Origin of the sequence: Salmonella sp. 741265116_PST (genome assembly GCF_046567715.1) — a bacterium.
Taxonomy (GTDB): domain Bacteria; phylum Pseudomonadota; class Gammaproteobacteria; order Enterobacterales; family Enterobacteriaceae; genus Salmonella; species Salmonella enterica.
The window spans coordinates 1-19,882 of the sequence record NZ_JBKFPH010000026.1 but is presented as its reverse complement, the minus strand read 5'-3'; the positions used below and the strand labels follow the sequence as shown (position 1 = coordinate 19,882).

The window sequence follows — 19,882 nt, the reverse complement described above, 5'->3', positions numbered from 1 at the left end:
GGCTCAATACATATCATTTCGTTATCCTGCTGTATTTATTAATAAAAATAAAAAGCTATGTTCATCCTCCCTATTTATGGAGGTTATATGACTCAGGAAATCACGCTAACATGTTATTCGCTGCCTGCGGCTCCCGGACTGGATAACATCAAATTTGAAAAGGGGCGCGAGCACGACCGCCAGGCGCTGGGATTTATTCTGCCAGCGAATACGCAGTTGCAAATCCGCCAGCCAAATAACAACGCCGGTAACGCCAGACTCCGTCTGCTGTGCAATGACTCAGCGTGTGAGAAATCGCTTACGCTGAACGGCAACTGGCAAACGATCAGCACAACGGTCGATTCCGTTCCCTTTATTGATACCCTCTTTTTTGCGCAGGGCGGCGAGTTTTCGGTGATCTACCGACAGCCAATCAGCAATAAAAATTTGCCACACTGGCGTAAGGGGCAATCCGAAGACGCTTTTTTCCAGACCTGGGAAGAACAGGCGTCGCCTTTTGCCCTGCTGGAACTGGACCGCGTGCGTTTTCTGCTGCCCTGGGCGGATCGCGCTAATGTCATCAACGCCGGTATCACCACGCTGGATGCGTACTATACGCGAGTGATCGACGCCTATAATGACTGGACTGGTCTCAGCGATAGCCCTGCTTCGCCGCTGAATCAAAATGTCGCTAACCGCTATTTTATTAAAGCGGATAAACACGGCGTCGGCGCGGCTTATTATCTCCCCTGGTGGTGTGCGCAAACGGCTGCAACATTAAGCCAGGGGTGGATCGATAATGTCGCCACGCAGTGGACGATTCTGCATGAAATCGGTCACGGCTATCAGGGCGTCTTTATGAATGACGTCGACCTGCCAGTCGGTGAGGTGTGGAACAACATTTACGCCGCGTTTTTCCAGCAGCTTAACCTGAACCAGGGGAACCATCTTTATACCGACGGCTGGCTCTACAATTACGGGCGGCAGTCTGAGCAGGAGTTGCAATTCATTACCCATCTGCGGAATCGCACGCCGGTTAGCGCCTGGGGCGTCCGCCCCCGCCTGCAATTTCTGATGCTGATGTTATTTAAAGGCGGAACAGAAGCCTTCCGGGTGTTTAACCAGAACTACCGCGAGCTGGGTGCTGACGAAAACTTTTTGCCCTGCGAGCATCGCCTGACCGATCTGCTGGCGGACGCCATCGCCACAGCCTCAGGTTATGACGTCGCGCCGTTTATTCAGCTGTGCGGCTTACCGGTCGATGCGTTCACCCGCGAGCAGATCGCCGCACGGGCGGTAAAACCCGTCTGGCCGCTTTACGATCTGCTGCCGGAGCGCGAATGGGAAAGCGCGCGCCAACAGTTAGGGCTGGACTCTTTTGTCTGGCTGGTTGAAAACGCCGAGCTGGCGGCGCTGAACAAAACGGGAACGCTCACGCTAACGCTGAATATCGATCAGCCGGAGCAACTTTATGGACGCGCCTTAACGCTACACGACAACGCCGGCAGCACATATACATTGCCCGTCAACGACAGTACGCTCACGTTAACTCCCCTGCCCATTGGCATTTACCATCTCACCCTGCCCAAAGGGCGATCGCAGAAATACCGCCCGGACACGGACTATGTGGTTATCCGCGAAGGGGAAAACGCACTTACCGTTAATTTCACCGCCTTGCAGGACAGCGCCGCGCATAACGAGCAGTTGATTTTCCTCGGCTACGGTGACATGCCCTTCGCCCGTTTAGCCGTGGATCATGAGGCCAGACAATTAGTTCTGGATATCACGAACGCCACGCCGCACAGCTACTTCGCGAATACGTTATACGCCAGCATAACGGTGTTAACCGCCAGCGGCGAAAAGGTTTTTGAACGTAAGATGAACGGAACAAACTGCGCCACCGGAAAAATTGTGGTGCCGTTTAGCGACCACTACCACCTTTATCTTTATCATGCCGAGCCTGGCCGCCTGAAAGCCTCGCCGGGCTATCTGACATTGGTCTCGTCGACGAAATATCAGTTACTGCGTCTTGATAGCGAAGGGCTTTATCATTTTTCGCTCAACAACGATCCTGTCGCAGATCTCCAGGCTATGTTCAGCCATCGCGCAGATGCTATCCGCGCCTGCCCTTTATTAATGGCGCAACCTTATGCCGCTTGCAAAAACGATCTCTGGCTGATGCTCTCCCACATTGAAGAGCCGACCCGTAGCGCGTTAATGCGCGACAGCGTTGATGTGCTGCCGGCGGATAACAGCGAGCCGGGCGAAGGCATCGGTAAAGGCGTGACGTTGCAGTTACGCGGACAAGGCGACAGAACGTTTTGCCAGCTTGCTTACGATAATCGGCAACAGCGCATGACAATAGAAACACAGGCCGGGCAGCCTCATCCTTACTATACCGCGACATACAGCACGCTCACGGTGAAGGAGGAGTCCGGCGAGGTTATCTATAGCCGTCATTATGATGGCATCACCCACTATCCAGCCGATAGCGATACGGTTGTTTTGCAAGCGGGAATGTACATTGAGCTCTTCCATGACGAACCTTACCGTTGCAGCGCCATCAATGAAACGACCGGGCAAAACGTCACGCTGAAAAAACACAACCGCTGGCGCGTGGTGAGCGATGGGCTGGAGGTCGACTCACCGGAACAAACGGAAGAGAAAAATACCTCCGATGCTGCCGTATTATATGGCGATAAATTCAGCTGGCAGCTTATTGGCAAGGAAGAAAATGGTTTTGCCAGTATGGAAATAGACATCCGTGCGCAACAATTTATCTTTACCGCATACCCAATTGCGCCGCATAGCGACTTCGCAACAGAATATGCGGCAGTGACGATTTATAATACGCGCGGTACGGTGGTTTACCGTCAGTCGATAAAAGGTTCGGTGCAGCTTGGCGGCTATACTGACGTCTGCGGGCTGGATGAGGATTATACGATTGAGGTCTTTCATGCCGAGGGCGCAGACCAGTCGGTTATCCGCAACCCGCTCAATGGCGAAAGCTGGCCGCAGCCGCAACACGTGATCTGGCAGGTCACGGCGCGGGGATTGCAGCGCCTGACCACGAATTAACCCCACCCCATCACAGCGTCTTCGGGCGCTGTGAGATTACGTTGTCGAATGGCGGTTTTGCCTAATCCGGCCTACTACTTCGCCCAAATCCCCTGGTCTGGTCAGCGAAGCGCCGCCGGACTTAACGCTGTTCATCCAGTTGTAGCGCCACATACAGCAACAGCCGATCGTCAAAATTTCCCAAATCCAGCCCGGTCAGTTCCGAAATACGATTTAGCCGATATTCCAGCGTGTTACGATGAATAAACAGCGCCTTAGAGGTCGCCAGCGGCTGGACATTATGGCGAAACCACGCCGTCAGCGTCCGACGTAATAACCCGTTGTTATCCATCGCTTTGAGTTTTACCAGCGGGCGCGCCAGCTCATTGGCCTGCCAGCCGCCACGCAGGCTATCTAACAGAACCGGCAGCATCAAATCCTGATAAAAATAGCTGCGGCTTTCTGGCATCCGCTGTTTGCCGACCATCATCGTGGTGCGCGCCGTGCGGTATGAGCGTGCAATACTGCCCGGCCCGGTAAAGTAATTGCCCAGCGCCACGCGAAAACGTAGCTGACCATTCTCTTTCATTCGCGAGATAAGCTGCTCTACGCGCTTACGATGATCTTCAGCATCCCAACGACCAAACGAGTTTAAGGCGGGTTTGAGCACCACCATCTCGGTGAGAGACACAATGGCTATCAGGTTGTTACGCTCCGGCGTGGTAAGCGCATTCTGCAACTGCTGAAGTTCCGCCATTGCGCTATCGACGCCAAGCTGGCCGCTATCGACTTCCACCACCGCCGCCACACGCGGCTGGTTCAAATCAATCCCCAAACGCTGCGCCCATTCCACCAGCGCCGGCGTATTTTCTTCGGCCTGAATCAGGTTCATCACCAGCTCTTCACGCAAACGGCTATCCTGCGCCAAAAGGTGCATTAACCGCGACTGCTCCAGCATCATTTCGGCAGTCATACACACCAGTTCACCATATTTACGCAGGTGCTCTGGTTCGCCGGTGAGACCAATCACGCCGACAATTTCGCCCTCAAGGCGTAAGGGAAGATTAATCCCCTGACGCACCCCGTGCAGGTGTCGCGCCACGGCGTCGTCGATATCCACAACCCGGCCCTGCGACAGCACTAACAGCGCGCCTTCGTGCAATTCACCAATACGTTCCCGATCGCCGCTGCCGATAATGCGCCCGCGGGCATCCATTACGTTGATATTGGTATCGATGATGCGCATAGTGCGCGCCACGATATCCTGCGCCATTTTGGTATCAAGATGCCAGCCAGCCATAAATCCCTCCTGTGAGCAGAGCACAAGCATAAGGAAGATGACAGGTCTCGACATTGTGCAAATGCACAAAACAGTGCAAAGAAGTATGGAGTTGTGGGGGGTTTCACAGAAAAGTGTTGCCCCCTTCCATGGCGGAAGGGGGACAAAGGTGATTACTGCATCAGCAAATAAATAGAACTATCACCACGCTGAATATTCAGCGCCAGCACCGACGGCTTGCTGTCGAGAATTTTACGCAGCTCGGCGATATTTTTCACCGGCTGCTGGTTAGCGCCGATAATCACATCACCTTTTTTGAGGCCAATTTGCGCGGCGGGTGAATTCGCTTTCACGCTGCTCACCACAACGCCTTTATCCTGGCCTTTATTGCTCATTTCAGCGCCTTCAATCCCGCTGAAGATGGTGCTGGAATCAACCTGACTCTGGCTGCTCTGCTGCAGTTCCAGATTAACCGTAATCGCTTTACCCTCACGCAGCAGACCGAGGCTGATTTTGCTGCCGACCGGCATAGTGCCGACCTGAGCGCGCAGCGCCGCAAAGCTGCTGATCGGTTTACCGTTCAGCGAGGTAATGACATCCCCGGCTTTGATACCCGCTTTCGCTGCGGATGAATTCGGCATCACCTGGCTGACGAACGCGCCACGCTGGGCGTCGACTTTCATCGCTTTCGCCAATTCGGAATTCAGCTCAGTCCCCATGATCCCCAGTTCGCCGCGTTTCACCTGGCCGTATTCCACCATCTGCGACGTCAGATTTTTCACCATGTTACTGGGGATAGCGAAGCCGATACCGATGTTGCCGCCGTCCGGCGCCAGAATCGCGGTATTAATACCGATCAGCTCACCGTTCAGGTTCACCAGCGCGCCGCCGGAGTTACCGCGGTTAATCGCGGCGTCGGTCTGAATAAAGTTCTCGTAATTTTCTACGTTCAGGCCGCTACGCCCCAGCGCCGAAACGATACCTGACGTCACCGTTTCGCCCAGACCAAACGGGTTACCAATAGCGACGGTATAATCCCCCACGCGCAGCGCGTCGGAGTCCGCCAGCTTAATCGCCGTCAGATTCTTCGGATTCTGAATTTGAATCAGTGCGATATCAGAACGCGGATCTTTGCCCACCACTTTAGCATCGAATTTACGTCCATCGCTAAGCTGTACTTTAATCACGCTGGCGTTATCAACCACGTGGTTGTTGGTAACGACGTAGCCCTTCGCGGCGTCAATAATTACGCCGGAGCCCAGCGCCATGAATTTCTGTTGTTGACCGCCGTTGCCGCCGTTACCGCCGCCCTGGCAGAACGGAGAATTCTGGAACGGAGAACCGTCCTGACAGAACGGGGAGTCATCGCCAAAGAACTGCTGGAAATTACGCGGCATACGCGGCGTATTCACCGTGGTGCTACCTTCTACATTAATACTGACCACCGATGGCATCACTTTTTCGAGCATCGGTGCCAGGCTTGGCATCTGCTGGGCAGTCATTGCTGAAGAGGACGTTTCAGCCGCCGTGGCAGACAGAGGCGACAATGCCAAACCTAAACTCAGAGCCAGTGCACTCATTGCTAATGTGGTTTTTTTCATGTGTTTCAATCTCGATTAACAGGTAACGCAAAATTGCTGTGTACGTCAGATTCATTTTATAACGCGAAGTTCCGGAACAAAGTTTCTGGAAAAAGTAAAAATTTATTGTCCATCTTTACAAAAGTCCATTTACTGTTCGACCGCCATCAAACGCCGATATTCATCCCATGCGTAAAGGTCAGTCATCCCGCTGATATAATCCTGAATCAACCGACAGCGATAATAATATTCCAGTACCGGGTACTCCGCCGAATCCGTAGGTAATTTACTGACGACTTCCACGTAGGCCAAACGATGGCGCGTAGAAAGTTTCTGAAATAAGCGCGATTCTATGGGGAAGCGTTTCAACCGTTCTTTTTCCACCAGCTCGCGAAAGTCGTTAAGCGACAAACTTAATAGCGGCTGATAGATATCTAATAACCCGCTGATCACCCGGTATCCCTGTAGTTCAAGCTGTTCTACATCCGGATGACTAAACACATGTTCAACCGCCACATTCTTATAGAGTTCAAGCAGGCGGCTAAAACCGCTGGCATCTTCCAGTAACGCCTGATTGAAGGTACCGGCAAAAATCTGCGGCAAATTATCAATAAAACGCTGAGCGGCATAGGGCACCAGTTTATTTAATGTATTTACCCGTAAATACATAAAAAACTGATCTTCGGTACTGCGGCTTAATGTATTGGCGCGTGATTTTTCCCACGCATTTCCTACCACTAGCTCAAACAGCGAATCCTTCTCATGGTGGCCCCACGCGTGATATAAATGGTGATAAAGCTGCTCAACGCTAAAGATTCTTTTCTCTACCGCGTCTTCAAGATCGGCAACACAATAAGAAATATCATCTGCGGCTTCCATAATCCACGTTAATGGAAAGCGACTGTAAGGCGCTAACTGAAGTTCTTTACGTAACCTCGCAATATACTTCTCTTCAGAAAGATAATAGCCCGGTTTCTTCATTAAATAGCGATGGGAATCCGGCACCGGCCCTCGCCACCATGCCGGACGGGTATATTTTAAAATTCCGCCAACCTGCGCCCAGGTAAGATTCATCCGCATGAGCGTATGCACCAGACGAATTCCCTGTGCATTGCCTTCAAAATGGCAGATATCCTGACGTACCTTGCGGCGAATATCGTTCAGATTTTCTTCGCCTTCCTGTAACCGTAGCGAGGAAACCACACAGCGATCATGCGTGAGCGGCTGACTTTCCGCATCTTCCGGATGCAGCCGCTGACGAAACCAGTCATTGATCGCCGCCTCGCCAAAATGACCGAACGGCGGATTTCCGATGTCGTGCATCAGGCAGGCCATTTCCACAATACTTTCAAAGGGACCGGTCAGCGCGTCCAGACCGTACTCCTCCAGTCGGTTTTGCTCTTTCAGGCGGCTTAAAATCTCTTTCGCGATATAACGCCCTACCTGCTGCACCTCCATCGAATGCGTCAGGCGAGTACGCACCGCGGCATTGCGCTCCAGCGGGAAAACCTGCGTTTTTTGCTGCAAACGGCGTATAGCCGGAGAGTTGATAATCCGCCCGCGATCGCTTTCAAAAATCCGCAGGATCTCATGTTCCGTCTTTACGCCCTGCGGTGAACGATAACGACGATGCCAGTTAATTTTATTTCGGAAATCGATCGATGCCATATCCTCTCCCCGCCTGAGAAATGCGCTTCCCCATAAGCGCATGATAAACTATGCCCCCAAAACTGACTTATCGCGAGTAAATCTATGAAAATCGGCATCATTGGCGCAATGGAAGAAGAAGTTACGCTGCTGCGTGACAAAATTGACAACCGTCAGACGATTACGCTGGGCGGCTGCGAAATTTACACCGGCCAGTTGAACGGCACCGAAGTGGCATTGCTGAAATCCGGTATCGGTAAAGTCGCGGCGGCGCTGGGCGCAACGTTGCTTCTGGAGCACTGCAAGCCGGACGTGATCATCAATACCGGTTCCGCAGGCGGTCTGGCGTCCACGCTGAAGGTCGGCGATATCGTCGTCTCTGACGAAGCGCGTTACCACGACGCTGATGTGACCGCTTTCGGCTATGAATACGGGCAATTACCGGGCTGTCCGGCCGGATTTAAGGCCGATGACAAACTGATCGCCGCCGCGGAATCCTGCATCAGGGAGCTGAATCTGAACGCGGTACGCGGCCTTATTGTTAGCGGTGACGCGTTTATTAACGGCTCCGTCGGGCTGGCGAAAATTCGGCATAACTTCCCCGACGCGGTCGCCGTAGAGATGGAAGCCACCGCTATCGCCCACGTCTGCTATAACTTCAACGTGCCGTTCGTGGTGGTACGCGCTATCTCTGACGTGGCCGATCAGCAATCGCACCTCAGCTTTGACGAATTCCTCGCGGTGGCGGCGAAACAGTCGACTCTGATGGTCGAAACGCTGGTACAGAAACTGGCGCATGGCTAAGCGAATATTCAGGGCGCTGGTCGCCCTGCTGCTTACGCTCCCGGTGTGGCTTTACGCTGCGCCGCGCGTCATTACCCTCTCTCCCGCCAATACGGAGCTTGCTTTTGCCGCCGGGATTACGCCCGTTGGCGTCAGTAGCTATTCCGACTACCCGCCCGAAGCGCAAAAAATAGAACAGGTCTCTACCTGGCAGGGAATGAATCTGGAACGCATTGTGGCGCTGAAGCCGGATCTGGTCGTCGCCTGGCGCGGCGGCAATGCGGAACGCCAGGTAAACCAACTGACGTCATTAGGTATTAAGGTCATGTGGGTAGACGCGGTAAGCATCGAACAGATCGCCGACACGCTCCGTCAACTGGCCGCCTGGAGCCCGCAGCCGGAAAAGGCTCAGCAGGCAGCGCAGACATTGCTAAACGAGTACGCCGCGCTCAACGCTGAGTATGCCGGTAAAGCTAAAAAGCGCGTCTTTCTTCAGTTTGGCATGAATCCTCTGTTTACCAGTGGTAAAGGGTCTATTCAACATCAGGTTTTGACAACCTGCGGTGGAGAAAACGTCTTTGCTGACAGCCGCGTGCCGTGGCCGCAAGTCAGCCGTGAGCAGGTGTTGGCAAGGCATCCCCAGGCCATTATCGTGGCCGGAAAAGCGGGCGAAATTCTCAAAATTGAACAATACTGGGGAAACCTGTTAAAAATTCCGGTTATTCCGCTTAACAGCGACTGGTTTGAACGCGCAAGCCCGCGTATTATCCTCGCCGCAAAACAACTCTGTAATGCGCTTTCACAGGTGAATTAGAGCCTGTCTTACCAGGCTCCCAGTGGGGATTCGACAATGCTCGTCTATTGGCTGGATATTGTAGGCACGGCTGTATTTGCTATCTCTGGCGTGTTGCTGGCCGGGAAATTACGTATGGACCCGTTCGGCGTCCTGGTGCTCGGCGTCGTTACTGCCGTCGGCGGCGGGACAATCCGCGATATGGCGCTGGATAACGGCCCGGTATTCTGGGTTAAAGATCCTACCGATTTGGTCGTCGCCATGGTCACCAGTATGCTGACCATCCTGCTGGTTCGCCAGCCAAGACGTCTGCCGAAATGGATGTTGCCGGTACTGGATGCGGTCGGGCTGGCGGTGTTTGTCGGCATTGGGGTGAATAAAGCCTTCCTCGCTGAAACGGGGCCATTAGTGGCTGTCTGTATGGGCGTGATTACCGGCGTCGGCGGCGGGATTATTCGCGATGTTCTGGCACGCGAGATCCCCATGATCCTACGCACCGAAATCTATGCCACGGCCTGTATTATCGGCGGGATTGTTCACGCCACCGCGTTTTATGCGTTTTCAGTACCGCTGGAAAGCGCCAGCATGATGGGTATGGTTGTCACGCTGTTTATTCGGCTGGCCGCCATTCGCTGGCATTTGAAATTGCCGACGTTTGCACTGGATGAAAACGGACGTTGATATTGTTTTGCCCGATGGCGCTACGCTTATCGGGCCTACAGGAAAGATGTTGTAGGCCGGATAAAACGCTCGCGTCGCCATCCGGCACAACGAACAACAATCAAATGCTGAAGGAAGAGCCACACCCGCAGGTACTTTTCGCATTCGGGTTGGTTACAATGAAGCGGGAACCTTCCAGGCCTTCGGTATAATCGACCGAACCACCCACCAGATACTGCAAACTCATCGGGTCAACCACCAGGCCAACGCCCTGTTTTTCGATGGTCATATCCCCTTCGTTAACCTGATCGTCAAAGGTAAAACCATACTGGAAGCCGCTGCAACCACCGCCGGTGATATACACGCGCAGTTTCAGATTCGGGTTATCTTCGTCAGCGATAAGACTTTTTACTTTATTCGCTGCTGCGTCGGTAAACTGCAGCGGCAGCGCTACGTCATCACTCATATTTTGCTCCAAACGACATCGGTAATTGGATAAATTTTCACCCAATATTGGCAGTCATTATCTAATACCCTGGTAATTCATTCAAGTATTCTCGCCCGCAGGCGCATTCTGGTTTTTCGCCGCCTGTTCCGCATCCTGCTTCGCCAGAGTACGCGCCAGGATGGTTGAGTATAACGGCTTCCCGCCCAAAAACTGGGCTAATAGTGTCGCGCCAAGACAGGTGATAATCATTGGCAAAATGAGCTGGTAGTTATCGGTCATCTCCAGCACCAGCACAATCCCCGTCAGCGGGGCGCGCACCGACGCCGCCATCAGCGCCCCCATCCCGGCAATCGCAAAGGTACCGGCCTCCAGGTGATACTGCGGGAAAAGCACTGCCGCCGCCATACCGAAGGCCGTACCAAGCAGCGTTCCCAGCGCCAGCATTGGGGCGAAAATGCCCCCCGGCGCGCCGGAAGAAAAGCAAAGCAGCGTCGTGACCACCCGGGTAATAAAGATGAACAGCAGTAGCCCGACGCTAAAATTACCTGCCGCGGCGATAGGAATAAGGTTAAATCCGCCGCCTGCCGCTTCCGGCTCAATCAACCCCAGAATACCGCACAGGCCGCCGATCACGCCGCCCATTAGCACCCATTTTTTAATTTCGCCGCCATGAAAGCGCTGAAACATATCCTGGGTACGCAGCACCAGCGAATTAAATACCGGCCCGACGCAGCCAAAAATAATGCCGAGGATAAGATATAACCACAGCGTGTTAACCGGCGCATCAGACAGTTTGCCGACTTCAATAATCGGCGCTTCACCGTTAAATATGCGGAACACAATGCTCGACATGATGACGCCGGTAAACACCGCTTTAATCGAAATCAGGTTGTAGCGAAACTGCGGGCGCATCTCTTCAATAATAAACAGGATACCCGCCAGCGGCGCGTTAAACGCCGCAGAGAGCCCCGCCGCCGCGCCGGTCGCCAGCAACGTATGCCGCGCTTCGGCGCTGCGCATACGAAAAACATCCAGCACCATGCGCCCCAGGTTGCCCCCGATTTGCACCGTTGGCCCTTCGCGCCCTAATACCATTCCTGCGCCCAACGTTCCCATCCCGCCGATAAACTTCACCGGCAACACGCGCCACCAGCGCACCGGACGTAACTCCTCCAGCGCGCCTTCAATTTCCGGGATACCCGATCCGCCGGCTTCCGGCGCAAATTTACGCACCAGGAAATAGCCGACCATCGCCAGCAACGCCGAGAGAATAAACGCCAGCGGCCACAGCAAAAACGCATGGTCCGCGACTTGAACCAGCGCGCCAATGCGCATGTTTTGTACCCAGGAAACCGCCTTTTCAAAGGCGACGCCAACCAGTCCGGTAAGCGTGCCGACAACGGCCGCCATGAACAGGATGGCCAGCGGCGTTTTATCCCGCTGCATTAACCGGCGAATCTGATCTCTGCGCCGTAAGCGCACAATGTGCTGAGCTAAAAAGGTGGAAGTGTCTGTTTTCATCAGAAGATCATTAATTGGTAATACAAATCTAAAGTCGGCATTCTACTCGCCAACGCCGCGAAAATCCCCTGCAAATCGTATTGTTTCAAATGCGTAAAACTTTCATAACCTTCTCTGAATAACTTAGAATAGCGGGTATTCACTTTTTCTACGAACCAGGAATCTTTCCATGAGTAAGTCTGAAAATCTCTATAGCGCGGCCCGCGAGCTGATCCCCGGCGGCGTGAACTCCCCTGTTCGCGCCTTCACTGGCGTGGGTGGTACTCCGCTGTTTATCGAAAAAGCGGACGGCGCGTATCTGTACGATGTCGATGGCAAAGCGTATATCGACTATGTCGGTTCCTGGGGGCCAATGGTACTGGGGCATAACCACCCGGCTATCCGCAATGCGGTGATCGAAGCTGCGGAGCGCGGTTTAAGCTTCGGCGCGCCAACCGAAATGGAAGTGAAAATGGCGGAACTGGTCACCAACCTGGTGCCGACCATGGACATGGTGCGCATGGTGAACTCCGGTACCGAAGCGACGATGAGCGCTATTCGCCTGGCGCGTGGTTTTACTGGCCGCGATAAGATTATCAAATTCGAAGGCTGCTACCACGGCCATGCAGACTGTCTGCTGGTCAAAGCCGGTTCTGGCGCGCTGACGCTCGGCCAGCCGAACTCGCCGGGCGTGCCGGCCGATTTCGCGAAACATACGCTGACCTGCACTTATAACGATCTGACGTCAGTGCGCGCGGCGTTTGAACAATATCCGCAGGAAATCGCCTGTATCATCGTCGAACCCGTGGCGGGCAATATGAACTGCGTCCCGCCGCTGCCGGAATTCCTGCCAGGTCTGCGCGCCTTGTGTGATGAGTTCGGCGCGCTGCTGATTATCGACGAAGTGATGACCGGTTTTCGCGTAGCGCTGGCCGGAGCCCAGGATTACTACGGCGTCGTGCCGGACCTGACCTGTCTGGGTAAAATCATCGGCGGCGGGATGCCGGTAGGCGCGTTTGGCGGTCGTCGCGATGTAATGGATGCGCTGGCGCCGACGGGTCCGGTTTACCAGGCGGGTACCCTTTCCGGCAACCCGATTGCGATGGCGGCCGGTTTTGCCTGCCTGAATGAAGTCGCCCAGCCCGGCATTCATGAAACGCTGGATGAGCTCACCACCCGTCTGGCGGAAGGTTTGCTGGAAGCTGCCGAAGAAGCGAATATTCCGCTGGTGGTTAACCATGTCGGCGGCATGTTCGGGATTTTCTTCACCGACGCTGAGAACGTAACCTGCTATCAGGACGTGATGGCGTGCGACGTTGAACGCTTTAAGCGTTTCTTCCACCTGATGCTGGAGGAAGGCGTGTATCTGGCGCCATCAGCGTTTGAGGCGGGTTTTATGTCGGTCGCACACAGCATGGACGACATTAATAATACTATTGACGCCGCGCGTCGGGTGTTTGCGAAATTGTAAAAAAGAACGTGCAGAAATGTAGGCCGGGTAAGGCGAAGCCGCCACCCGGCTTTTTTTGGTTCATCGCAGGTTAGCCTGAACCGCACCAAACACCCTAAATCTCATCAATAATATACTGGAAGCTACAGGTCGACGTGAATTGCCCTGAGCCAATGTTGCTGGTGTTCACCGACACATTAATATCATGAAGTTCAACATCGGTTATCGGATGATCAACGGCGCTGGTCGTGACGCTCGACTGGTCGCAGCCCAGCACATTGAGCGTAATACCCGATGAGACAAAACGGCAATAAGCGCCACGGTCGTCAAATTTGCTGCCATCGCAAAGTTTCCCCCCCTCCATCAAATAGGTATGTAACGTGCGATTCACCGTGCCACCGGTGGCATCAAGCATGAGGGTTGTTTTCTGTTTCGAAACGTTCGCATCCCAGGAGATATCAAAAGTATCAACGGGAACTTTCGGGCAAACTGAGCTGCGCGTATCCGGCGGGGAATACGTTTCGTTAGTGATAAAAGTGGTAGCAACGATATGGCTCGACGCCAGCCAGGGGCAACCATAATCATCGCTTTGTACCGTAATCTCCAGGGTAAAAGAACCACACCCCCTCCAGTTCGAGGGAAGATTCTTGCACGCAGATCGCGAAACAGTGTTATCAAAATCCTTCAATACAACCTTCGGCGCAGGTTCTGGCCCAGACCAGGAGTCTGCGGTTAGCGTTTCTCCTTTACGATGTCCCGAAAGGTTCCAGGAGCCATAGTACACTCCCTCCGGAGTCGCTATCGTCACCTCCGCCACAATAGATTTGTCGCTATTAGGGCCAATACCATAATACATCGTGGTACTTGAAAACGTCGCTTTCAGCATGGGTTTGGCCACTACCGAACTGCCATAAACGGCAATCAGCAGCAAAAATAAAGCCCGTATTATTTTCATCATAAATACTCAAATGTAACCAGTGCACTTGCGAAGAACGTTCCCGGAACCAGATCTTCGCCAGGAAGGTGCTGTACCCAGGCATTCAGGCTTAGCGCGTTATTCCCCGTCACCAGCGTGAATATCGCACCCTCTTCATCGTTTATGCCCACGGGAACGCCGGATAGCGTTTCAATACCAATCCCGATCCCGGAAGCGCCTGAATGGCTATCGATGGCCAGGATACCGCGCATTCCGGTCGCTTCGGTTCCAGTGAAAGTTACCTGCACCCCGTTACTCAGCGCCGAATCGCAATCCGTGAGTTCAAACACCAAAGGCTTACGAGCAGACTGGCCGTCGGGAGTGAAATCAGAACTCTCAAGCGACGAAAAATCGACTTCGGCAATCCCCGTCCCCTGCATCGTGAGCGTGCAAGGACTGACCACCAGACTACCGGAAAAATGCAGATTATCTGCCGCTGAGACCGGCAATATCAGCGCCCCCCAAAGGATGAAGGCCACGCCGTGTAATAACGTCTGTTTTTTAACCATTACTGATAATCCACCTGTAATGTTGCCGTCGCATCGAAGTCGCCTTCTGTCAGCGAGGCTCCGCTCTTTTTAACCGGTATGGCTTTCAGAACAGGTGCCGACTGCTCATTTACAGTAATGGTGGACCCCAACGTAAACGGTTCGTCGTTTTGCCTAAGTTCAATCCCCAGCCCCGCCACGCTGGTATTTATCGCCGCCGGATTAAAATCAGTCACAGAGCCGCTTAGTGTCAGGGTCATTGTCATCGTATCGTCGCGCACCGCTGAATCACAGGTGATCTCATACGGAACATTCTGTGCGTAACGCGTGCCATCTATTTTACTAATCAGCATGTTACCGAACTTAACTTCGATCGTCTGATTATGGCTAATCGTGCAATTCGGCGGTGATATTAACGTACCGTGAAACTTAAGATTCTCAGCCGACTGCGCGGCAAAACTGCTGCTTATTAATACCATCAAAGCCATTTTTTTCATTGGTAATCCACCACCAGCGTAGCGCCTGCGTTAAACGCGCCACCTGTTAACGTTACGCTATTATCTTTGACAGGAATCGCCTCGATGGCCGGACCGCTGCCACCGCTGTATTGAAATGACAACCATTGCGTATTGCCAGGTGAAACCAGCGCGCCATCCGTGGCGGTTTGCAGACGGATTCCCAATCCATCGACATCAGTTTGCAATACCGACTCGCCATTGATAGTCACGGCACTTCCCTGAATCTGTAACTTCAGGTAATCGCTCACTCTGCCGTTACAGCTCAGGCTATAGCCCACCGCCTGCAGGTAATTCACCCCATCCACTTTCGTCGTCAACACATTGCCAAATTCCACCTCACCACCGGAAATGGTACAGGGCGGTGCGGCATTAACGACTATCGTCAGCGTCATGTTGACCGTCTTACTTTCCGCTGCCAGCGGCATACTGACCGCACTCAGCATGGCCGCACACGTTACCGTGCCCAGCCGTAACCGCCATTGCCTCATCTTGCGTCTCCTTGTCGGTTACGACTTTCTGCTTTTTGCTTTATCTACCGCACAACTGTTGTCAGTACAGTTAAAAATCAGCGGTAACCGCGCGCCATAATCGTTGACGTAAGTCAGCACAGGCGAGCGACCTAATTCACTGGCTTCCCCTCCCAGCGTCACGTTGCTTTTTGGTGCAATCACTAATGGGCTAAAGCCTCTGGCCGGTGTGCCGTCCATGCGGCTACTGGCGTTGCTTAACACCACGTAGTAACCGGTCGGATTGCTTACCTGATAGCCATTGCCCTGACGCTGAAGGGTGATCTTGTATTGCCAGGGATGCTGCATATCAATTTTCGATAGCGCCTGCGGGCGGTAAAAAACTTTGATGCGCGTTTGCAGGGCAATTTGCAGCGTATTGGGCTTGTCGCTTTGCGGCGGAATTTCGCGCACGTTGTAATAAAAAAGCGTTTCCCGATCCTGGGGGAGCGACGCCAGCGCCGGCATCCCCTGAATTTTGACCTGTCCGATTCCCGACGGCTCAATGCGCTGGACCGGCGGGACGACGATTAAAGGCGAGGTGATTTTGGCGCCCTTCTCATCTTCCACCCAGGACTGCGCCAGATAGGGCAGTTTGCTGTTGGCGTTTTTCAGATCGACGCTTATCGATTTATCTTCGCCGCGAAACACCAGGCGGGTGCGATCGGGCGCGATGGCGGCCTGAGCGCTACCGTAGCCGCCCAGCAAAAGCAGCAAAACAGCAGCCAGGTTATAACGTTTTAATGGCATCATGAATGCGATTTCCTGAATCAATGTGTTGGATAACGAGAAGAGAGCGCTTCGGGTTGCGTTGAAGGCGTCAGCCGCTGTGTATGAAGCTGGAGTGATGGTTTCTCTTCGGGCTGCGTTGCCATAGGTGATGAAGCGTCGCCGATGCACGGCAGCAGCAGGCCGCTAAACAGATCGCCCGGCAGAGGATCGGGCAACGCCGCTTCACACTGCGTTTTACCTTCCCATGTCACCTGCAACCGCTCGCCGGGGTTAATGCCGATCAGATAAACGCTGCCGTCTTCACCTACGATCCCTAACTGTTGCTGGCGACTGTTGTAAACCTCCGCGCCGAAGGGCGGCGTGCCGCCATCGCGCAGGCGGATACTGGCCATGGTTTTTTTACCGCTGAGCACCTCCATGCGGCGATAACCGATCGCCCCTTCCGTCAGGGTCGCCTGAGCGATGGAGAGGGTTGCTTCCGCGTCTTCCGGCAACTGGGTAATGTCGATTTTCACCTGATTGCGGTAGTAGTCGTTGACGTCGACAATGACGGCTTTACCAAACGCGTTGGTATATACCGGCGTGCTGTAGCCGGAGATGGGTACGTTCGCTTCATCGCCGACATCCACCATCAGCCGCGAGCCGCCGTTGACGCTGGTGCGGTGCAGCGCCCCGCCTTTCGCAGTCAGCGTCGCGCCGCCCTGGATGTTCAGCCCACCGGAGGTATAGTCGCCTTCCTGATAGTTCGCACTGACGTCAATGTCGGCATAGCTCGCTTGATGACGGTAGTAGCCGTCGAGAGTCGCGCCGTTATCCGCGCGGCCAGCGTTGATCTGGTAGTTATTGCGATCGTCAATGCGCTCGTAATAGCCGACCTGATTGCTGTTGTTGTCATCGCTAAAGGAGCCGTTGTAACTCAGCGTGCGGTTGTTGCCCCACGGAATACTGAGCGAGACGTACACGCCGTCATCACGCTCATTGTCATATTCGTTGCGAAAACCGTTCACCGACAGACTGATCCCGCGCACCTCACCGACATCAAAATAGTGCGACAGCGTCAGGTTATAGCTGTCCTGGTTGGGTTGATTCCAGTAGGTGCGATGGGTGTAGTTGATATAGGCGTTGACGTTTATTGCCGAAAAGTTCTGGCTGTACGTCAGGGTATACATCTCTTTATCGTGGCCGGTGCGCTGACGATCGTTATCGTCATTATGCGTATCGATAAACTCGTCCATCGTCATGTAGTTTTCTTCGGAAAAGCGATAACCAGCAAACGTCAGACGGCTGTCTATATCATCAAAATCTTTAGCGTAGCTGGCACGGAACGAGTTACCCCGAATGGTGCCGTCGCCGTAGGCGCTACCCTCTGGCAGCGTCGCACGGGAATGGGTGACATCGATGGAAAACGCGCCCAGCAGCGCCAGATCGCGCCCCAGTCCTAACGCCAGCGCCTGATAATCCTGCTCGCCGATGGCACCGCCGTACAGCGACCAGCCGTTAGCAATCCCCCAGGAGGCTTCGGCTGAAGTGAAAAAGCCGCCTTCCATATTGTGATCCCAGTCCTGCGGTCGCCCGGCTGCCAACTTGTAGCGCACCTGGCCGGGACGGGTCAGAAACGGAATGGAGGCGGTACTGACGTCATATTCCTGCACCTGACCGCTTTGTTCTTCAATTTTGACGTGTAGATCGCCGGATACCGTTTCATTAATATCCTGAATGCGAAACGGCCCCGCCGGGACCTGCGACTCATAAATCACCCGCCCGCGCTGGGTCACGGTGACTTTGGCGTTGGTGCGCGCCACGCCTGATATATCCGGGGCGTAGCCGCGCAGATTAGGCGGTAACATCTGATCGTCGGTGATAAGGCTGCCGCCAACATAGTTAAAGCCGTCGAAAATATCGGATTCCAGCGATCCTTCGCCCAGCGTTAGCTGCGCCTGGAGCTGCGGGATCGCCCGCCAGGCGTAATAGCGGTTCCAGTCCCAGTTCTGTTTGGAACTGGAGCCAAAGTTGTCTTTATCTTCGCTGTCATTTTCGTGACGATAGTTAGCCTGCCAGTCCGCGCGCAAACGCCACGCGCCGAGGTTGGCACCCACCGTGCCGTTGCCGCTGATATCATATTCATCGCCGTCATCATGTTCAGCATGTCGCCACTGGCTGTTAACGTTGTAGTCAAATAACACGCCGGGGATCCCTTCATCCCAGCGGGAAGGTGGATCCCACTCTTCATCGCTGTATTCCAGATACGCCTGCGGAATAATCACCGCCAGCGTTGACTGGCTTAAATCCGTTTGGGTCTCCATCCCTTCCAGTTGCTCTGGTTGCAGACACTGACCGGCATTTATCCAGATCATTTTATCTGCTATTTCAGGTTTTAACCCCAGCAGCGATACCAGTTCAGGCGATAAACAGGGATAGGTGTTATCAGGATCGTTATTATCAACGGAATACGTAATAACATTATCCTGGGCAATTTGACTCTGATTGACCAGTACCTGGAGATGATAGCTCCCCGGCATAATGTAGCCTTTACGGGAAAAACGGGAGAGATCCAGGCTGGCATCATCTTTAACATCAAGAAATCGGGTATTAAATTGAATGGGCGCTTCCGCATAGCTATTTTCCGGACCGACAGCCAGAACAATACCCACCACGGCCGCAAGCGTGCTCAGACGAAATTTTTTATAGTGAGCCATCAGACAATCTATCCCTGAAATATATAATCTATTTTTTACTTTGAGCATTATCCTGCGGCAGACTGCCGCAGGATAATATTTCACTTACAGATAGCTGATCGTGAAGTTTACGGTGCTGCTGAATTCGCCGGTATCGATAATGGTGGCAGCGGAATCGCCTTTCACCCAGGCTTTGAAGTTAAGAGTCTGTTTCGCCGCCGCAACGCTGCCGTTCATCGTCAGGTTTTCGCTGTAAGCGTCGCCCAATTTGATCGCAGAACCCAGGTGGTTGCCGATGACAATGCTGGAACCCGCCATTTCGCCGCCACCGATACGCATCAGCGCAACGCTGCCCGGATTAGCGCTGGATTCGTTACCGATGGCAGAGAAAACGGTAGACGCTTCTTTCTCAGTGGTGAATGCGCAGTTTTCCAGACCGATATGGAAATCGACTTTTGAAGATTCTTTACCGCCCATCAGAGAACCGGTACCGATATGGCCCAGGTTAACGGTCTGGTGTTCGTCGCCAACCACGATTGAACACGGTGAATCTTCAATAGTACCGGTGAAAGTAACGGTACCGGTATTACTACCCGCAGCATTGGCAAAGCTGGAAACACCCATAACCAGTGCGGCGGCAACCGCAGCTTTTACTGCTGTATTCATTTTTCATCCTTATTAAAAGTTGGTGAGTATTTTTACGCTATTCACACGGAGCTATACTCAATACCCCATGTTTATATTAGTAGATATATACCCTTCATACTTCAAGTCGCTTATGTGTTGGCTACGCTCACTCACCCCAGTCACA

At 53.5% G+C, this 19,882-nt stretch carries 17 protein-coding genes; 5 read left to right on the top strand and 12 right to left on the bottom strand.

Annotated features, from left to right (window positions below):
* Positions 1-87: 87 nt before the first annotated feature.
* Complete coding sequence (locus ACLD11_RS16855) at positions 88-3,057, top strand: putative mucin/carbohydrate-binding domain-containing protein (protein ID WP_411015142.1); 2,970 nt, start codon at positions 88-90, stop codon at positions 3,055-3,057.
* 121 nt (positions 3,058-3,178) lie between these two features.
* Here ACLD11_RS16855 and cdaR read toward each other — a convergent pair whose 3' ends face one another.
* The 3 genes from cdaR to dgt all read right to left on the bottom strand — a co-directional run bounded on the left by cdaR (position 3,179) and on the right by dgt (position 7,563).
* The gene (gene cdaR, locus ACLD11_RS16850) at positions 3,179-4,336 is read right to left on the bottom strand and encodes a DNA-binding transcriptional regulator CdaR (RefSeq protein ID WP_000929420.1); all 1,158 of its coding nucleotides are present in this window, start codon (positions 4,334-4,336) and stop codon (positions 3,179-3,181) included.
* A 152-nt stretch (positions 4,337-4,488) separates the two neighbouring features.
* The gene (gene degP, locus ACLD11_RS16845) at positions 4,489-5,916 is read right to left on the bottom strand and encodes a serine endoprotease DegP (RefSeq protein WP_000753958.1); all 1,428 of its coding nucleotides are present in this window, start codon (positions 5,914-5,916) and stop codon (positions 4,489-4,491) included.
* Between the two features lie 129 nt (positions 5,917-6,045).
* Complete coding sequence (gene dgt, locus ACLD11_RS16840; protein WP_000146450.1) at positions 6,046-7,563, bottom strand: dGTPase; 1,518 nt, start codon at positions 7,561-7,563, stop codon at positions 6,046-6,048.
* Between the two features lie 84 nt (positions 7,564-7,647).
* Between dgt and mtnN the strand changes: the two genes are divergently transcribed.
* The 3 genes from mtnN to ACLD11_RS16825 are packed head-to-tail and all read left to right on the top strand — an operon-like array spanning position 7,648 to position 9,799.
* Entirely contained in the window at positions 7,648-8,346 is a 699-nt protein-coding gene (gene mtnN / locus ACLD11_RS16835) for a 5'-methylthioadenosine/S-adenosylhomocysteine nucleosidase (protein ID WP_000689822.1), read from the top strand.
* Positions 8,339-9,139 carry a vitamin B12 ABC transporter substrate-binding protein BtuF gene (gene btuF, locus ACLD11_RS16830; protein WP_183060090.1) on the top strand — a complete coding sequence of 267 codons (801 nt, stop codon included), beginning with the start codon at positions 8,339-8,341 and terminating at the stop codon, positions 9,137-9,139. Before mtnN ends, btuF begins: the two co-directional genes overlap by 8 nt.
* Positions 9,140-9,175: 36 nt before the next feature.
* On the top strand, positions 9,176-9,799 hold the full coding sequence (locus tag ACLD11_RS16825) for a TRIC cation channel family protein (protein WP_411015141.1): 624 nt from the start codon (positions 9,176-9,178) through the stop codon (positions 9,797-9,799).
* 100 nt (positions 9,800-9,899) lie between these two features.
* Here the strand turns inward: ACLD11_RS16825 and erpA are convergent, their stop codons facing one another.
* Complete coding sequence (gene erpA / locus ACLD11_RS16820; protein ID WP_001278668.1) at positions 9,900-10,244, bottom strand: iron-sulfur cluster insertion protein ErpA; 345 nt, start codon at positions 10,242-10,244, stop codon at positions 9,900-9,902.
* Positions 10,245-10,325: 81 nt separating this feature from the next.
* Positions 10,326-11,747, bottom strand: coding sequence for a H(+)/Cl(-) exchange transporter ClcA (gene clcA, locus ACLD11_RS16815; RefSeq protein ID WP_411015140.1), 1,422 nt, complete (start codon positions 11,745-11,747; stop codon positions 10,326-10,328).
* Positions 11,748-11,916: 169 nt separating this feature from the next.
* Between clcA and hemL the strand changes: the two genes are divergently transcribed.
* Complete coding sequence (gene hemL / locus ACLD11_RS16810; RefSeq protein WP_183060088.1) at positions 11,917-13,197, top strand: glutamate-1-semialdehyde 2,1-aminomutase; 1,281 nt, start codon at positions 11,917-11,919, stop codon at positions 13,195-13,197.
* 94 nt (positions 13,198-13,291) lie between these two features.
* On the opposite strand, the gene stfH is transcribed toward hemL, so the two are convergent.
* From stfH to stfA, 7 genes are all read right to left on the bottom strand, one after another.
* On the bottom strand, positions 13,292-14,131 hold the full coding sequence (gene stfH, locus ACLD11_RS16805; protein ID WP_411015146.1) for a fimbrial adhesin StfH: 840 nt from the start codon (positions 14,129-14,131) through the stop codon (positions 13,292-13,294).
* A complete protein-coding gene (locus ACLD11_RS16800) occupies positions 14,131-14,661 on the bottom strand; it encodes a fimbrial protein (RefSeq protein WP_411015139.1) in 531 nt (176 codons plus the stop codon). The genes stfH and ACLD11_RS16800 overlap by 1 nt, the downstream gene beginning before the upstream one ends.
* Positions 14,661-15,137, bottom strand: coding sequence for a fimbrial minor subunit StfF (gene stfF / locus ACLD11_RS16795; protein ID WP_023219280.1), 477 nt, complete (start codon positions 15,135-15,137; stop codon positions 14,661-14,663). The genes ACLD11_RS16800 and stfF overlap by 1 nt, the downstream gene beginning before the upstream one ends.
* The gene (locus ACLD11_RS16790) at positions 15,134-15,646 is read right to left on the bottom strand and encodes a fimbrial protein (protein ID WP_411015138.1); all 513 of its coding nucleotides are present in this window, start codon (positions 15,644-15,646) and stop codon (positions 15,134-15,136) included. Before ACLD11_RS16790 ends, stfF begins: the two co-directional genes overlap by 4 nt.
* An 18-nt stretch (positions 15,647-15,664) precedes the next feature.
* Entirely contained in the window at positions 15,665-16,417 is a 753-nt protein-coding gene (stfD, locus tag ACLD11_RS16785) for a fimbrial chaperone StfD (RefSeq protein ID WP_411015137.1), read from the bottom strand.
* A gap of 17 nt (positions 16,418-16,434) precedes the next feature.
* Positions 16,435-19,092, bottom strand: a complete 2,658-nt coding sequence (locus ACLD11_RS16780) for an outer membrane usher protein (RefSeq protein WP_411015136.1) — start codon at positions 19,090-19,092, stop codon at positions 16,435-16,437.
* Between the two features lie 84 nt (positions 19,093-19,176).
* Positions 19,177-19,737, bottom strand: a complete 561-nt coding sequence (stfA, locus tag ACLD11_RS16775; protein ID WP_411015135.1) for a fimbrial major subunit StfA — start codon at positions 19,735-19,737, stop codon at positions 19,177-19,179.
* Positions 19,738-19,882: the final 145 nt, after the last annotated feature.

Bases quoted from the DNA above. Each gene is read 5' to 3' on its own strand.
- ACLD11_RS16855 (WP_411015142.1), top strand. From the start codon at position 88: ATGACTCAGGAAATCACGCTAACATGTTATTCGCTGCCTGCGGCTCCC.
- cdaR (WP_000929420.1), bottom strand. From the start codon at position 4,336: ATGGCTGGCTGGCATCTTGATACCAAAATGGCGCAGGATATCGTGGCG.
- degP (WP_000753958.1), bottom strand. From the start codon at position 5,916: ATGAAAAAAACCACATTAGCAATGAGTGCACTGGCTCTGAGTTTAGGT.
- dgt (WP_000146450.1), bottom strand. From the start codon at position 7,563: ATGGCATCGATCGATTTCCGAAATAAAATTAACTGGCATCGTCGTTAT.
- mtnN (WP_000689822.1), top strand. From the start codon at position 7,648: ATGAAAATCGGCATCATTGGCGCAATGGAAGAAGAAGTTACGCTGCTG.
- btuF (WP_183060090.1), top strand. From the start codon at position 8,339: ATGGCTAAGCGAATATTCAGGGCGCTGGTCGCCCTGCTGCTTACGCTC.
- ACLD11_RS16825 (WP_411015141.1), top strand. From the start codon at position 9,176: ATGCTCGTCTATTGGCTGGATATTGTAGGCACGGCTGTATTTGCTATC.
- erpA (WP_001278668.1), bottom strand. From the start codon at position 10,244: ATGAGTGATGACGTAGCGCTGCCGCTGCAGTTTACCGACGCAGCAGCG.
- clcA (WP_411015140.1), bottom strand. From the start codon at position 11,747: ATGAAAACAGACACTTCCACCTTTTTAGCTCAGCACATTGTGCGCTTA.
- hemL (WP_183060088.1), top strand. From the start codon at position 11,917: ATGAGTAAGTCTGAAAATCTCTATAGCGCGGCCCGCGAGCTGATCCCC.
- stfH (WP_411015146.1), bottom strand. From the start codon at position 14,131: ATGAAAATAATACGGGCTTTATTTTTGCTGCTGATTGCCGTTTATGGC.
- ACLD11_RS16800 (WP_411015139.1), bottom strand. From the start codon at position 14,661: ATGGTTAAAAAACAGACGTTATTACACGGCGTGGCCTTCATCCTTTGG.
- stfF (WP_023219280.1), bottom strand. From the start codon at position 15,137: ATGAAAAAAATGGCTTTGATGGTATTAATAAGCAGCAGTTTTGCCGCG.
- ACLD11_RS16790 (WP_411015138.1), bottom strand. From the start codon at position 15,646: ATGAGGCAATGGCGGTTACGGCTGGGCACGGTAACGTGTGCGGCCATG.
- stfD (WP_411015137.1), bottom strand. From the start codon at position 16,417: ATGATGCCATTAAAACGTTATAACCTGGCTGCTGTTTTGCTGCTTTTG.
- ACLD11_RS16780 (WP_411015136.1), bottom strand. From the start codon at position 19,092: ATGGCTCACTATAAAAAATTTCGTCTGAGCACGCTTGCGGCCGTGGTG.
- stfA (WP_411015135.1), bottom strand. From the start codon at position 19,737: ATGAATACAGCAGTAAAAGCTGCGGTTGCCGCCGCACTGGTTATGGGT.